12 protein-coding genes are annotated in these 15,341 nt (G+C 70.0%); 9 read left to right on the top strand and 3 right to left on the bottom strand.

The features are described from left to right. Positions 1-49: 49 nt before the first annotated feature. Positions 50-913 carry a chitosanase gene (locus ACOZ38_RS02960; protein ID WP_424528674.1) on the bottom strand — a complete coding sequence of 288 codons (864 nt, stop codon included), beginning with the start codon at positions 911-913 and terminating at the stop codon, positions 50-52. A 393-nt stretch (positions 914-1,306) separates the two neighbouring features. On the opposite strand from ACOZ38_RS02960, the gene ACOZ38_RS02955 reads away from it, so the two are divergent. Together ACOZ38_RS02955 and ACOZ38_RS02950 are read left to right on the top strand one after the other, a co-directional pair. Then, positions 1,307-1,519 carry a DUF5999 family protein gene (locus ACOZ38_RS02955; protein WP_358547713.1) on the top strand — a complete coding sequence of 71 codons (213 nt, stop codon included), beginning with the start codon at positions 1,307-1,309 and terminating at the stop codon, positions 1,517-1,519. Further along, complete coding sequence (locus ACOZ38_RS02950) at positions 1,516-1,998, top strand: ATP-binding protein (RefSeq protein ID WP_424528672.1); 483 nt, start codon at positions 1,516-1,518, stop codon at positions 1,996-1,998. Before ACOZ38_RS02955 ends, ACOZ38_RS02950 begins: the two co-directional genes overlap by 4 nt. Before the next feature lie 341 nt (positions 1,999-2,339). Here the strand turns inward: ACOZ38_RS02950 and ACOZ38_RS02945 are convergent, their stop codons facing one another. Next, the gene (locus ACOZ38_RS02945; RefSeq protein WP_424528670.1) at positions 2,340-4,778 is read right to left on the bottom strand and encodes an ATP-binding protein; all 2,439 of its coding nucleotides are present in this window, start codon (positions 4,776-4,778) and stop codon (positions 2,340-2,342) included. Positions 4,779-5,019: 241 nt separating this feature from the next. On the opposite strand from ACOZ38_RS02945, the gene ACOZ38_RS02940 reads away from it, so the two are divergent. Continuing rightward, complete coding sequence (locus tag ACOZ38_RS02940) at positions 5,020-5,943, top strand: SDR family oxidoreductase (RefSeq protein ID WP_424528668.1); 924 nt, start codon at positions 5,020-5,022, stop codon at positions 5,941-5,943. Here the strand turns inward: ACOZ38_RS02940 and ACOZ38_RS02935 are convergent. After that, a complete protein-coding gene (locus ACOZ38_RS02935; protein ID WP_424528666.1) occupies positions 5,934-6,911 on the bottom strand; it encodes a helix-turn-helix transcriptional regulator in 978 nt (325 codons plus the stop codon). The two genes, ACOZ38_RS02940 and ACOZ38_RS02935, sit on opposite strands and share 10 nt — an antisense overlap. A 77-nt stretch (positions 6,912-6,988) precedes the next feature. Here ACOZ38_RS02935 and ACOZ38_RS02930 point away from each other — a divergent pair, with 77 nt between their 5' ends. The 6 genes from ACOZ38_RS02930 (at position 6,989) to ACOZ38_RS02905 (ending at position 15,327) form a co-directional block, all read left to right on the top strand. Then, positions 6,989-7,687, top strand: coding sequence for a class I SAM-dependent methyltransferase (locus ACOZ38_RS02930; protein ID WP_424528664.1), 699 nt, complete (start codon positions 6,989-6,991; stop codon positions 7,685-7,687). A 58-nt stretch (positions 7,688-7,745) separates the two neighbouring features. Beyond that, on the top strand, positions 7,746-8,138 hold the full coding sequence (locus ACOZ38_RS02925) for an ArsR/SmtB family transcription factor (RefSeq protein ID WP_424528662.1): 393 nt from the start codon (positions 7,746-7,748) through the stop codon (positions 8,136-8,138). Continuing rightward, positions 8,135-8,524 (top strand): VOC family protein, encoded by a 390-nt coding sequence (locus ACOZ38_RS02920; RefSeq protein WP_424528660.1) that lies wholly within the window; start codon positions 8,135-8,137, stop codon positions 8,522-8,524. Before ACOZ38_RS02925 ends, ACOZ38_RS02920 begins: the two co-directional genes overlap by 4 nt. 45 nt (positions 8,525-8,569) lie before the next feature. Next, positions 8,570-9,181 (top strand): SRPBCC family protein, encoded by a 612-nt coding sequence (locus ACOZ38_RS02915; protein WP_424528658.1) that lies wholly within the window; start codon positions 8,570-8,572, stop codon positions 9,179-9,181. Positions 9,182-9,829: 648 nt separating this feature from the next. Next, positions 9,830-11,212, top strand: coding sequence for an aspartate aminotransferase family protein (locus tag ACOZ38_RS02910; RefSeq protein WP_424528656.1), 1,383 nt, complete (start codon positions 9,830-9,832; stop codon positions 11,210-11,212). Positions 11,213-11,256: 44 nt separating this feature from the next. Then, a complete protein-coding gene (locus tag ACOZ38_RS02905) occupies positions 11,257-15,327 on the top strand; it encodes a Pls/PosA family non-ribosomal peptide synthetase (protein WP_424528654.1) in 4,071 nt (1,356 codons plus the stop codon). Positions 15,328-15,341: the final 14 nt, after the last annotated feature.

Raw genomic sequence — 15,341 nt, 5'->3', positions numbered from 1 at the left:
TGACGGGGCCCCTCAGGATCTTCTGAGGGGCCCCGTCAACATGGGTGTCCTAGCTCTTGATGGTGTAGCTGTCGCCGTACACCTTCCAGGTCAGCGGCGGGTTGAGGTCGAGGTTGCCGGCCTTGAGGAAGACCCGCTGCTCGGTGTCGACCCGGCTGGTGTCGCTGTGCGCCTCTTCGGTCTTCATCGCGGCCTTGCGGGCGTCGAGGAACGCGTTGAGGTACGTCGTCTCGTTGCCGCCCTGGGCGGGGGTCTTCGCCTTCTTCATGGCCGTCTTGCGGATGCCGCCGAAGCTGACGCTGTCGTTGCCGGGGCCGTGCATGACGATGGCGTCGTAGTAGATGAACTGCCCGAGGGCGCGCAGGCCGTCCGCCTTGGCCTGCTGGACGGCCGGGTTGAAGTACACCCTGTCGCGCTCGGAGTTCTGCGCCTGCTGGAAGACCGTGTCCTTGGCGGCGGTCGCCCAGTCCTTGGTGAAGTTCGGGTCCAGCCCGCTGTGGGAGTCGGTGCCGTTGACCTTGCGCAGCGCCGGGAGGTACTTGGCGAGGACATTGCCCGGCTTGTTCTTGGCGTAGAGCTCCACAAGGTCCAGCATGTCGCCGGTGCCCGAGCAGAACCCGATGATCCCGGCCGTGTACCCGCGGCCGTCGTCGATGTCCTCGATGTACTTGTACTGGGCCTTCCAGTCGAGCGAGGAGTTCTCCGCACTCGACACCAGCTGCATGGCGATGTCCTTCTTGTGCGGATCGGTGAGGTCCACCGACGCGGCCACCACGGACGCGCGGGTGGAAGGCATCGAATCCGACGCGTGCGCGGTGCCCGTGCCCACCAGGGCCGGGACCAGTGCCACGGCTAGCGCGGGGACGAGTAGGACGGCTCGTCGGGACGACTGCCTGACCGGGGGGATCTGCAACTGTCTCTCCGTTCCCGCCACTCCGGACGGGGGCCGCGCACGACGAAAACGCCCTGGACACAGGCGGTGCGGGGCTCACATCACCGGAGCTGCCGGCGGTCTGGCCGAAGGCGGGGGCACCTTCGGGATCGTTAGGAAAGTTTTCTAACGAATAGAAACACTAGCCCTGGAGCCATGTCAACGGGGTGACGCGATCTCCACGCCGCTTGCCCCAAATGGGGGTGGGTCACTCTGATGCCCGACCAAGGTAAAGAATGAGTACCCATTTGTGTCGAATGGGTAGTGATAGGGGTAGTTGTCCCGTTACTAGGTATGCAGGCGTCGGGAGATGCTCGACGTGTTGGTAAAGAGAACGAGCTGACGACAAAGATCAATCGGATTCAGGTGCAAGCCATGTGTCAACACCAGCCTCAGTGCCCGCCCGCGACCGCCGTGGACCACGAAGCGGCTTGTCTTGTGGCGTCTCACCCCGAGCAGGGGTGGGGACTGCTGTGCAACGGCGTGGTGGTCTTCGACGACACGGGCGAGCTCCTGCCTGATGGACGCAGCATCCCCCCGGTCCATCGTTTCGCTTACGGTGCCGAGGCCTACGGAAGGGCGGCATGAGGATGATCACGCAGGTTGCTTCACCGCCGCGCACGGAGCGCTCGTACGCTCCGGCCGCCCTGCACATCAGGCCCAGCCGGCACCGTGGCACTCGGGCGTCGTGGGTGCTGCTTCCCGACCCGGCCACCGTTCCCAAGACCCGCGGGCGGATCCGCCGCCAGCTGGCCGAATGGGGCGTGGGCGAGGAGGGCGACGTCGTCGAGCTGCTCGTCAGCGAGGTCGTCACCAACGCGATGCGCCACTCGTGGGGAGCGGTCATGACCGTCTCCTTGAACCACGGCACGTTGCGCTGCGAGGTCCAGGACACCAATCCCGCGTTGCCCAAGGTGTGCCACGCGCACGACGGAGACGAGGGCGGCAGGGGGATGTTCCTGATGGAAGCGCTTTCCAAGCGCTGGGGCAGCTACCGGGTCCCGGCGGGCAAGGTCGTCTGGTTCGAGACGGCGTGCTCGGCCAGGAACGGGGGCGACGATGAGTGACGCCCCCGATGCGAACGGCCGGCCTCGGCCCGGATGGGCCGGACCGGCCTTTGCCGGACCCCGGCAGCGACCCCAAGCGATGCGTCGCATCCGCGTGAGCAGGCCACGGAAGCGCGCCGCCGACGACGTCCAGGACCTGCGGACCCCGTCAGGGCGCTCCCTCCCGTACTGAACGCGAGGGACAGGGACTCCCCCCTGCCGGGCCTTCGGGCCCGCTCCCCCTCCCCCGGTGACGCCGGGGCCGGCCGATCGCCCACTACCGGCCGGCCCCGGCGTTCCGCTGTACCCGGCCCGATCGCTCGTCAAGGGCCCGTCGTCCTGATAGCCGGCTCGATCACCCGCTACCGGGCGTTCCGCTGTGCCCGGCGGGGAGCAGGCCTGTCCTTCTTCCCGGCTTCCCCGCCCCGCGAGTCGTCGGCCCCGCCGTCCTCTTCGCCGCCGTCCGTGGCGCCGGCGCTCCGGCTCTGCTCGGCGGCCCAGACCGCGATCTGCGAGCGGGAATGGAAGCCGAGCTTGCTCAGGATGTGCTCGATGTGACCCTCCGCCGTGCGCTGGGCGATGACCAGGGTCGCGGCGATCTCCTTGTTGCTCAGCCCCCGGGCGACGAGCCTGGCGATCTCGGTCTCCCTGCGGGTGAGCGGCGAGGGCCGGACGGCGCCGTCGGCGCGCGGGGCGGCGGGCTTACCGTCCTCCAGCGCATAGGCGAGCGCCTCGTCGAGGGAGAGCCTGGCGCCCCGCTGCATCGCGGCCTTGTACGCCGGCTCGCCGAGTGCCTGGTGCACCCGGTGCCGGCAGTCGTCGCGGTAGCCGGTCAGATGCCCGAACCCGGCCATCGGCGCGCCGACCGTCTGCCAGACGCCGAGCAGGACCCCGAACAGCCGCGCCGCCCTCTCGAAGTCGCCGACGCCCGCCGCCACCCAGGCCAGGACCTCCAGGTTGATCCCCATGCCCTGCCAGTCGTGGAGCGAGCTGTCGAACCGCAGGCTCTGCTTGGCGAGGCCGGCGGCACGTTCCGCGTCGCCCTGGCGCCACCTCTCGATCGCGAGGGCCATCATCGCGTAGGCCCGGTGCCAGCGCTCCCCTCGGGCCTCGCAGGCCCGGAGCGCCTCCTCGCCCGCCGCGATGGCCCGCTCGGCGTCCCCTTCGTAGGAGTACGCGAGGGAGAGCCTGGTCAGTGCCATCACGTCTCCCACCCCGTCCCCGGCGGCCCGGTACGAGGCCAGCGCCTCCTCGAACAGCTTGATCGCCGGCTCGATGTCCCCCCGGTACATGTGGGCCATGCCCGTGTAGAGGGCGACGTAGGCGAGGACCGAGTGGAGCCCGAACCGCTCCCCCAGCACCTGGCTCTCCTCCAGCATCTCAAGGGCCGCGGGGATGTCCCCTTCGAGGATCGCGAGCCAGCCCGCGCCGCACAGTGCCCGTGCCCGCATCTCGCTGGGCCGGGTGACCATGGAGAGCCCCTGCCCCAGCAGGCGGCGGCCCTCGCTCACGTGGTGGCTGGTCTTCCAGTGGTACAGCAGGTCGGTGACCGCCCGCAGCCCTTCCTCGCCCTCCCCGTGGTCGAAGCCGGACCGCAGGGCGACCCGCAGGTTGCAGTGCTCCAGCCGAAGCCGCACGAGCCATTCCACCTGCGAGCTCGTGAAGAGCTGATCGCGGGCCCTGGACGCCAGTTCCCGGTAGTACACCCGGTGACGCCGCCACAGCGCCTCCTCCTCGCCCGACTCGGCGAGCCGGTCCCTGCCGTACTGGCGGATGGTCTCGAGCAGCCGGTAACGGACCCCGGACGGATGCTCCTCGCGGACCAGCACGGACTTCTCCACCAGTCCGATCACCAGGTCGATGACGTCCTCACGGGCGATGCCGTCGCCTGAGCACACCGCCTCCGCGGCCTCCAGGTCCAGCCCGCCGCAGAAGACCGAGGCACGGTTCCACAGCAGGCGCTCGGGCTCGGTGCACAGGTCGTAGCTCCAGTCGACCAGCGCGCGCAGCGTCTGGTGGCGGCGCGACCCCGTGCGCGAGCCCGCGGTGAGCAGCCGGAACCGGTCGTCCAGCCAGGTGAGCAGCTGCTGGACCGACAGCGCGCGAAGCCGTACGGCCGCGAGCTCGATGGCCAGCGGGATGCCGTCCAGCCGCCGGCAGACCTGCTCCACGGCGTCCCTGTTGGCCTCCGTGACCGAGAAGCCGGGCAGGACCGCCTCGGCCCGCTCCGCGAACAGCCGTACGGCGTCCACCTTGGCCAGCGCGTCCGTCGACAGCCTCGCCGTGGCGGAGTCGGGCACCGGCAGCGGGAGTACGGCCAGCGTCTGCTCGCCGCCGATCCGCAGCGGCTGCCTGCTGGTGGCGATGATCCGCAGCTCGGGAGAGGAGGCGAGGAGCTCCTCGGCGAGGATCGCGCAGTCGTGCAGCAGGTGCTCGCAGTTGTCCAGGATGACGAGGCTCTTCTTGTCGGCCAGGTACTCGCTCACCGACTCCAGCGGGGACAGGGAGGACTTCTCCTCGATCCCGAGGGCCTCCGTCAGGGTGTGCGCGATCAGCTCGGAATCGCCCAGGGGGGCCAGCTCGACGAGCCACACGCCGTCGGAGAAGGCCCGCTGCACGTCGGTGGCGACCCGGGTGGCCAGCCGGGTCTTCCCGACCCCGCCCACGCCGGTGAGGGTCACCAGCCGGGACCTGGACAACAGCGACTTGACGTCCGCCACTTCCTGCCGGCGTCCGACGAAGCTCGTCACCTCGGCAGGCAGCCTTCGCATCCGCCGCCGCTTGGAGGTGCTCGCCGCCATACCGCTCACCAGTGCCTCACGCCGACCCCGGGTACCGGGCCAGCCTGTACGGCACACGAGTCGACATAAGTCAGGTTATGCCCGGGCCGATTTGGAACCCACGTCCCCGGCGCACCGATCGTCCCAGGTAAACGCAAAGCTTTGGTGCGCAGATGTCCAGGCGGCAGGTCACGCTCACGGGGCAGAAAACCCTAAGAAAACCAGACACAGGTTGTCTGGTATCGCTGGCAGCATCTCCCGCATGACATCCACAAGGGGACCACTCACGGGAAAGGTCGCGCTGGTCGCCGGGGCCACGCGGGGCGCGGGGCGCGGCATCGCGAGGGAGCTCGGCGCGGCGGGAGCCACGGTGTACGTCACCGGGCGCACCACGCGGGAGCGGCCTTCGGAGATGAACCGGCCGGAGACGATCGAGGAGACCGCCGAGCTGATCACCTCCGCAGGGGGGACGGCGATCGCGGTCCAGGTCGACCACCTGGAACAGGACCAGGTCAAGGCGCTGGCCGAGCGCATCGACCGGGAGCAGGGCCGGCTCGACGTGCTGGTGAACAACATCTGGGGCTCGGAGTCGCTGTTCGAATGGACCTCCAAGCTCTGGGAGCACAACCTCGACGCCGGCCTGCGCCTGCTCCGGCTGGCGATCGACACCCACCTCATCACCGGCCACTACGTGCTGCCGCTGCTGATCAGGCGGCCGGGCGGGCTGCTGGTGGAGGTCACCGACGGCGTCCCCGAGTACAACGACAAGCACTACCGGCTGTCGGCCTTCTACGACCTCGCCAAGACCTCGGTGATCCGGCTGGCGTTCGGCCAGGGCGAGGAGCTGCGGCCGTACGGCTGCACCGCCGTCGCGCTCACGCCGGGGTGGCTGCGCTCGGAGCAGATGCTGGAGCACTTCGGCGTCACCGAGGAGAACTGGCGGGACGCGGCCAAGCAGGACCCCCACTTCGCCATCTCGGAGACGCCCGCCTACGTGGGCCGGGCGGTCGCGGCGCTCGCCGCCGACCCCGACGTGGCCCGCTGGAACGGCAAGGCCCTGTCCAGTGGCCGGCTGGCGTCGATCCACGGCTTCACCGACGTCGACGGGAGCCGTCCCGACGCCTGGCGCTACCTGGACGAGGTCGTGGACGCCGGCAAGCCCGCCGACGTCACCGGCTACCGCTGAGCCTCGGGCTCGTACAGGGCCGCCAGCCGCCGCGCGGCGTCCCGCAGGCGGGCACGGAGCGACGGCGGGTCCAGCGCCTCCGCCTCCGGGCCGAGCCGCAGGAGCACGCCGTAGGCCACCTCCAGGGACTCGACGGGCAGGCTGGTGACCACCCAGCCCCGCTCGTCGGGCTCCCCGGCGCCGGCCAGGGCCTGCCGCGCGGCCGGCGGCTCGACAGTGGCCCTGAGCACACGCAGCCCGTCCGGGCTCACCCGCAGTGTGATCTCCTCGACCAGCAGCGAGGTCAGGAACCCGGCCACCCCGGCCGTCCAGAACGCGAGCAGGTCGAACCCCTCGTCCCGGGCGAACCCCTCATCGGTCACCGCCACGGACACGACCCGGTCCACCCGGTAGGTCCGGTAGTCCTCCCCCACCTGCCCGACGAGGTACCAGACGCCGTTCTTGAGCACGAGCCCGTACGGGCGGACCGTCCGGGTCACCTCGCGACCGCGCCGGTAGCGGAGCTCGACGACCCGGTCCTGCCAGACCGCCCGGGCGAGATCGGCCAGGAGCGGCGGCGGGTCGGCGTCGGCGAACCACCCAGGGGTGTCCAGGTGGAAGCGCTGCCCGGCCCGCGCCGACGCGTCCCGCAGGCCGGGCGGCAGGGCGGCCAGCACCTTGAGCCGGGCGGAGGACACGGCGTCGGCCAGTCCCATGTCCCGCATCGGCCCCGCGAGCCCGGACAGGAACAGCGCCTCCGCCTCGGCCCTGCTCAGCCCGGTCAGCCGTGTCCGGTAGCCGCCGACCAGGCGGTACCCGCCCCGCCGCCCCCGGTCGGCGTACACCGGCACCCCGGCGGCCGAGAGCGCGAGCACGTCACGCGAGACCGTGCGCTCGGAGACCTCCAGCTCGCGGGCCAGCTCGGCGGCCGTCATCGTGTCCCGTGACTGCAGCAGCAACACCAGCGAGATCAACCGGGAGGCACGCACCCTCCCATCTTGGCCTCTGGCCCTGCCGGGCGGAAAAGCAAGTGCGACCCGCGAGGCGGGCGTGTCACGATCGGGCGATGACCAGGGAATGGGCTCTTGACGAGCTGGCGCACGCGGGACCCGAGCATCTCGACCCCGGCTTCGTCGCCGGGTTCGACCGCAAGCAGGGCCGCCCCGACCCCACCGGCGACCTCGCCGTCCTCGCCGGGCACGGCGTGGACGAGACCTCGTCCGTCGTGGACCTAGGCGCCGGCACCGGGCGGTTCACCCTGGCCGCCGCGCGGCGGTTCCGGCGCGTGGTGGCGGTGGACGTCTCGCCGGCGATGGGGAGGCATCTGCGCGACCGCGCCGCCGAGGCCGGGTTCTCGAACGTCGAGGTCGTACGGGCCGGCTTCCTCTCCTACGACCACGCGGGGCCGCCCGCCGACGCCGTATACACGCGTCACGCCCTCCACCAGCTCCCCGACTTCTGGAAGGCGGTCGCGCTCGACCGCGTCGCCCGGATGCTGCGACCGGGCGGCGTCCTGCGGCTGCACGACCTGATCTTCGACTTCCGGCCCGCCGAGGCCGGCGAGGTCCTCGACCGCTGGCTCGACGGCGCGGTGGACGACCCGGCCCAGGGATACACGCGCGAGGACTACGCCGAGCACCTCCGCACCGAATACAGCACGTTCCGGTGGCTGCTCGAACCCATGCTGGAGGCGGCGGGCTTCGAGATCGTCGAGTCCGCCTACCGCGACTCGATCTATGGCGCCTATACGTGCGTGAAGCGCTGAGCTCCTAATCTTCTTTAAGAGTTGACTTATATAAGCGGTAGCTGCGATGCTGGCTCCCGTGCACGCGTTCGACGTCCTCGGGGACCCGGTCCGGCGCCGCATCCTCGAGCTGCTCGCCGACGGCGAGCGGTCGGCGGGCGAGGTCGGGGAGATCGTCCAGGAGGAGTTCGGCATCTCCCAGCCCGGGGTGTCGCAGCACCTGCGGGTGCTCCGTGAGAACGGCTTCGCGACGGTCAGGGCCGAGGGCACCAGGCGCCTGTACACCGTCGACCCGGCGCCCCTGCGGGAGATCGACGTGTGGCTGGAGCGTTACCGGCGCTTCTGGAGCCAGGGGCTGGACGCCCTCGGCACCGAGCTCGCGCGGGGGCGGCGCGAGCGTCGCGCGAAGGACCGGGCGAGCACGTCGCCTGGCAACCCCCTCGACCAGGAAGAGCAGGAAGCACCACCATGATCAAGATCGCAGTGACCAGCGTGTTCGTCGAAGACCAGGCCAAGGCCCACGCGTTCTACACCGACGTGCTCGGCTTCGCGACGCGGCAGGACGTCCCGCTCGGGGAGGCGCGCTGGCTGACCGTGGCCTCCCCCGCCGGGCCGGAGGGCGTCGAGCTGCTCCTCGAGCCGAACGGCAACCCGATCGCCAAGACCTACCAGCAGGCACTCTTCGAGTCCGGCATCCCCGCCGCGTTGTTCGCCACCGACGACGTGCACGCCGAGTTCGAGCGGATGAAGGCGCTGGGCGTGGTCTTCACGATGGAGCCGACGGTGATGGGCCCGGTGACCCAGGCCGTGTTCGACGACACCTGCGGCAACCTCATCAGCCTGGCCCAGATGGGCTGACCGCCCACGGCAGGCGCTCCACGACGACGAAAGGCACCACGGCACATGACCGACGTGACCGGCGTGACCGGCAAGGACGACCCGATCTCGGGCACCGAGCGCGAGCTCGGCACTCGGCACCGCGACTCGGGCGAGGCGCGGACCATCCTGATGCGACGGCGCTACGACGCCGAGATCGAGGACGTCTGGGACGCCTGCACCGACCCCGACCGGATGAGCCGCTTCTTCATGAAGCCCTCCGGCGACCTGCGGCAGGGCGGCACGTTCAGCTTCGAGGGCAACGCCTCCGGCAGGATCCTGCGCTGCGAACCGCCCCGGCGCCTCACGGTCACCTGGGTGTACGGGGAGGCGGGCGACCTGCCGGAGGATCAGGTCGAGCTGCGGCTCTCCACCGGGGACGACGGCCGCACCGAGCTGGAGCTCGAACACTCCTCGTTCGGCAAGATCACCGACTCGCTGCTCAACGACCCCGAGAAGGGCCTGTGGGGCCTCGGAGCCGGCTGGGAGTTGGGCCTCATCGCTCTCGGCGCGTTCCTTCGCGGCGAGTTCCCGGACGTCGCTCCCGCCGAGGTCGGGAACATGGCGGAGATCGCCGACCTCGCCGACCGCATCAGCCTGGCCTGGGCGGCGGTGCTCGCCGAGGCCGACCTGGCCTGAGCGACCGCGTCTCACAGCCCCGGCGCCACTGGCGAGCGCCGGGGCTTCGGCCTTTTCACAGCGGGCGATTCCCCGGCCCAACCTCGACCGCTTCCCCTGCTGGGGCCGGTTTCTCTCCTGGCCTTCAAATTGAAGCCTTCGCATTGCCAGTGAATGGTAATCATCTCCGAGCTTGGCCCGTCCGGGATACTTAACCGGATCTTGCGACCCATCGACCGGCTGATATGGCATGGCGAGCATGGCGATAATCTGATGAAATATCCAGATTTATCCCCCGAGCGGCGAGTCGGGGCCGCTTCCGTGATCAGCGAGCGGAAGACCTGGTCACACGCCCCGGCGCCGATCGGCGAAGAACGATCACGTCCAGACAAAACACTTTTTGGATTTCCTCCTGAAACGGGAAGTCCGCGAAGCTTCGCCTGACATGAGGGACGTTGAGGCGTTTGTACGGGTACCGCTCGTGGAACCGTATCGGTAGACCGAGGCCATGATTCGCGGAGGATCGCAGATGGCCGTGTTCTCTGCCAGTCCCGACTGATATCGGCGATATACGGATGGCTAGTGTGCGATGGGTGAGTTAGGAGATTCGAGACGAAGGCACCCCTTGAAAGGATCCAGCACGTCGGCCGCCTTGAGAGGAGAGCCCCGATGAGTCTGGCCGATCACAGCGCCAACCCCGACATGTTGCCCTATCCCTATGTTCTGAGTGATCTCCCAGGCCCGCGCTCCGCGGAACTGCTCGCCCGGCAGGCCCGGCGCGAGTCGAACGCGCGGACGTACCCGCGCCGCCTTCCCCTGGCCATCGCCGACGCCTCCGGCAGCTTCCTGCGCGACCTCGACGGCAACACCTTCATCGACTTCCTGACCGGCGCGGGTGTCCTGTCGCTCGGCCACAACCACCCCGAACTGGTGCGAGCGGTCACCGGTCAGCTCGCCCGCCTCACCCACGGCCTCGACTTCCCGACCCCGGCCAAGGACGCGTTCACCGAGGCACAGCTCTCCATGCTGCCCCCGGGACTGCGCGACCGCATGAAGATCCATTTCTGCGGGCCCACGGGCGGTGACGCCGTCGACGCCGCCGTCAAGCTCTGCAAGACCGCGACCGGCCGGGGGGACGTCATCGCCTTCCAGGGCGGATTCCACGGCAGCGGCCACGCGGCGATGGCCCTCAGCGGGCTCGTACGGCAGAAACAGCCCATCCGCAACGGTGTCCCGGGTATCCATTTCTTCCCCTACTCCTACTGCACCCGCTGCCCGCTCGGACTCGTGCCCGAGACGTGCGGCACCAACTGTGCCGGGTACCTCGAACAGTCGCTGCACGACAAGAACGGCGGCATCCCGCTGCCGGCGGCGGTGATCCTGGAGATGGTGCAGGGCGAGGGCGGGGTGATCCCGGCCCGCAAGGAGTTCGTCCAGCGGGTGCGCGCCCTGACCCGCGAGCTCGACATCCCCCTCGTCGTGGACGAGGTGCAGACCGGATGCGGGCGCACGGGCACCTGGTTCGCCTTCGAGCAGTACGACATCGAGCCCGATGTGATCGTGGCGTCCAAGGCCCTGAGCGGCATCGGCCTCCCGGTCGCGATCATCATGTACGACCGGCGGCTGGACGTCTGGGCGCCGGGCGCGCACATCGGGACCTTCCGCGGCAACCAGCTCGCGTTCGCCGCCGGAGCCGAGGCCGTGCGCATCATGCGGCGCGACGACGTGCTGGCCAACGTCCGGGAGCGCGGCGAGCAGATCGCCGACCGGCTGGCCATGCTGCCGAAGATCCCGTGGGTGCGGGAGGTGCGCGGGCTCGGCCTGATGTGGGGCGTCGAGCTCGCCGATCCGCTCGACGGAAGCCCGGCCACCGAGCTGGCACACGAGGTGCAGGCCGCCGCGCTGCGCCGGGGGCTGATCATCGAGCTCGGCGGGCGTGACGACTGCGTCGTACGGATCCTCCCGCCCCTGAACGTGACCGCAGACGTCGTCGACACCGCGTGTTCCATCCTCGTCGACGCCATCGACGAGCGCTGCCTGGTGGCGGCCTGAGCCGGTCCGGCACCAGGGCATCTGTGGTGGTTGATGGAGGCAGCATGACCAGACAGGCCGACGTCCGGGACGTTCAGCGCGCAGATCCCCGGCCCGCGCCGGGCGATCAGGTCCTGATCGGCGCGAAGGGCCCGCGTGCCGCCTGGCCGGGCGGCGGGGAAAGGCTCGAAGCGCTGTTCGAGGAGCAGTGCGACCGCCTGCGTGCCGCCGGTCGGGGCGACCGGCGCGCGGTGGACGCGGGCGACGTCGTGCTCACCTACGACGAGCTGGACGCGCGGGCGAACCGCCTCGCCCGATACCTGCTGAAGCAGGGCGCCCGGCCCGGCGACCGCATCGCCCTGCTGTTCGACCACGCCGTGCACTCCTACGCCGGCATGCTCGCCGTCCTCAAGATCAACGCGGCGTACGTGCCGATGGACGCCGGATTCCCCGCGGACCGGCTCGCGTACATCGTCCAGGACGCGGGCGTGCGGATGGTGCTCTCCCTTTCGCACCTGCGTGGCCGGGTCGAGCACGTCGACGCCGGCATCCTGTACGTCGACGAGGCGGAGAGCCTGGTCGCCGCCGAGGACGACCGGCGCCTCACCGACGACGAGCGCGGCAAGCCGGTCGACGAGCTGTGCTACATCATCTACACCTCGGGGTCGACGGGCAGGCCCAAGGGCGTGGCGATCGAGCACGCCGGCATCTGCAACTTCGTCCGCGTCGCGGTCGAAGCGTACGAGATGCGGGCGGACGATCGGGTCTACCAGGGCATGACGATCGCCTTCGACTTCTCGGTCGAGGAGATCTGGGTGCCCCTGCTGTCCGGGGCGACGCTGGTCCCCCGGCCCCCGGGCGTCACGCTGCTCGGCCACGAGCTGTGGGAGTTCCTCAGGGCCTGCCGGGTCACCGCGCTGTGCTGCGTCCCGACCCTGCTGGCCACCCTCGACCAGGACCTTCCCGGCCTGCGGTTCCTGCTGGTCTCCGGGGAGGCGTGCCCGGCCGACCTCGTACGCCGCTGGCACCGGCCCGGCCGCAGGCTCCTCAACGTGTACGGCCCGACGGAGGCCACCGTCACCGCGACCTGCAAGGTGCTCCACCCGAGCGAGCCGGTGACCCTCGGGGTCCCGCTGCCGACCTACTCCGTCGTCATCCTCGACCCGGCCGGGGCACGGGTGCTGCCCCCCGGAGAGCTGGGCGAGATCGGCATCGCCGGCATCGGCCTGGCCGGGGGGTACGTCAACCGCGACGACCTCACGGAAAAGGCGTTCATCCCGGACTTCCTCGGGCTGCCGGACAATCCGTCCGGCCGCATCTACCGGACCGGGGACCTGGGCCGGGTCAACGACGACGGCGAGATCGAGTACCACGGCCGCATCGACACCCAGGTGCAGATCCACGGATACCGCATCGAACTCGCCGAGATCGAATCGGTGCTGCTCCAGGTGCCGGGGGTCGCGCAGGCCGTGGTCGACACCTACGAGCCGGAGCCCGGAGTGGTCGAGCTGGTGGCCTACTACAGCCCCCGCGAGGACACCCCTCACCTCGGCCAGGAGGACATCTACCGGCAACTGCGCGGGCGCCTTCCCGGCTACATGGTCCCCGCCTACGTGGAGCAGTTGCCCGACATCCCGATGCTGCTGAGCAACAAGGCCGACCGCAAGAACCTCCCGCCGCCGAAGGGCCCCCGCTGCCTGTCCACCAGGCACGCCTACGTGGCCCCGTCGACACCCGCGGAGACCGTCCTGGCCGGCACGCTGGCCGAGGTCGCGTGCCTCGAACAGGTGTCGGTCGACAGCCACTTCTTCGACGAGCTGGGGGCGAACTCGCTGCTCATGGCCCGCTTCTGCGCCCGCGTCAGAGAGCGGGCGGACCTCGCGCCCGTGTCGATGAAGGACGTCTACCTGCACCCCACGGTCAGGAGCCTGGCCACGGCGCTCGCGGACGCCGCACCGGCGGTCGAGCCGCGGCCCCCTGAATCGAGGCCCGCGCCGAGCACGGCCAGGTATCTCCTCTGCGGCGCCCTGCAGCTCCTGCTGTTCCTCGGCTACGCCTACCTCGCCGCCTCGGTGCTCGTCGGCACCTACGGCTGGATCTCCGGCGCCACCGGTCCCGTGGACATCTACCTGCGGTCGCTGGTGTCCGGCGGCGCGATCTTCGCGGCGCTGTGCGCCTTCCCGATCGTGGCGAAGTGGGCGCTCGTCGGCCGCTGGAAACCCGGGGAGATACCCGTCTGGAGCCTGTCGTACCTGCGGTTCTGGATCGTGAAGACGCTCGTCAGGCGCAGTCCGATGGTGCTCTTCACCGGTTCACCGCTCTACGTGCTGTATCTGAGGGCGCTCGGGGCCAGGATCGGCCCCGGCGTCGTCATCCTGTCCAAGAACGTCCCGGTCTGCACTGACCTGCTGTCGATCGGCGGCGGCACGGTCATCAGGAAGGACTCGTACTTTCCCTGCTACCGGGCCCGGGCGGGCGTGGTCGAGACGGGCCCGGTCACCATCGGGCAGGACGCGTACGTCGGCGAGGCGACCGTGATCGACATCGGCGCCGCGCTCGGCGACGGGGCCCAGCTCGGGCACTCCTCGTCTCTCCAGTCGTCCCAGTCGGTTCCGGACGGCCGGCGGTGGCACGGGTCCCCGGCACAGCCGACCACCACCGACTACCGGACGGTCGAACCGGCCCCGTGCGGCACCTGGCGCAGGGCCCGCTTCGGCGCCGCGCAACTGCTCGGCGCGCTGCTGGTGTTCATCCCGCTGACCGTAGGCGGAACGTACCTGCTCGGCACCCAGGTGCCGAGCCTGGCCGCGCTCACGGGCACCCCGCGAGCCGCGGAACCCGCGGGCCCGCAGCTGTACTGGGATGCCCTGGTCACCTCCGGCGTGCTGTTCTTCGGGGCGATCCTGGCCGGGCTCGCCCTTGCGGCCACCGTGCCCCGCCTGCTGAACCGCGCCCTCGAACCGGACGAGGTCTACCCCCTGTACGGCTTCCGTTACGGGGCGCTGCGAGCGATCACGCGGATCACCAACCTGCCGTTCTTCATGTACCTCTTCGGCGACAGTTCGTACGTCGTCCACTACCTGCGCGGCCTCGGGTACGGGTTGTCCACGGTCGAGCAGACGGGGTCGAACTTCGGGCTCGAACTCAAGCACGAGACCCCGTACCTCACCTCCGTCGGCAGCGGCACGATGGTCTCCGACGGACTGTCCATCATGAACGCCGACTTCTCCAGCACGTCGTTCCGCGTGTCACGCGCGACGGTCGGGGCGCGCACGTTCGTCGGGAACAACATCGCCTATCCGTCTCAGAGCCGGGCGGGCGACAACTGCCTTCTCGCGACTAAGGTCATGATCCCGATCGACGGCGAGCCGCGGCAGGACGTCGGGCTGCTGGGCTCGCCGTGCTTCGAGATCCCACGCTCGGTGCAGCGTGACAGCGGCTTCGATCATCTGAAGACCGGCGAGGAGTTCCGCCGGCGCCTGTCCGCCAAGAACGGGCACAACCGCGTGACCATGGCGCTGTATCTGCTCGTGCGATGGGTCTACGTGTTCGGCGTCGCCCTGCTGTCCCTGCTCGCGCTCAGCCTGTACGAGCGCCTCGGCACACCGGTGATCGCCGCGGACCTCGTTCTCACGCTGGTGTTCACGGCCGGTTACTTCGTGCTGGCCGAGCGGGCCGCCATCGGCTTCCGGAGGCTGGAGCCGAGGTTCTGCTCGATCTACCAGCCGTATTACTGGTGGCACGAGCGCTACTGGAAGCTCAGCGTGACCACCCACCTGGACGTGCTCAACGGCACCCCGTTCAAGAACCTCTTCTGGCGGCTGCTCGGCGTGCGGCTGGGACGCAGGGTGTTCGACGACGGCGGCTACATGCCGGAGAAGACGCTGGTCACCATCGGCAGCGACTGCACGCTGGCGGAGGGCAGCCTGATCCAGGCCCACTCGCTTGAGGACGGCACCTTCAAGTCCGACCACATCGTGATCGGTGCAGGCTGCAGCGTCGGGACGAGGGCCCTCGTGCACTACGGCGTACGGATGGGCGACGGCGCCGTACTCGACGCCGACTCCTTCCTGATGAAGGGCGAGGAACTCGCCCCACACGCCCACTGGCGCGGCAACCCCGCCAAACAGATCTAGGCCCGTGGGCCCTG

Origin of the sequence: Sphaerisporangium viridialbum (assembly GCF_049674955.1) — a bacterium.
In the GTDB taxonomy this organism is placed as follows: domain Bacteria; phylum Actinomycetota; class Actinomycetes; order Streptosporangiales; family Streptosporangiaceae; genus Sphaerisporangium; species Sphaerisporangium viridialbum.
The sequence above is the reverse complement of the archived record's forward strand: the minus strand, read 5'-3'. Positions and strand labels throughout refer to the sequence as shown.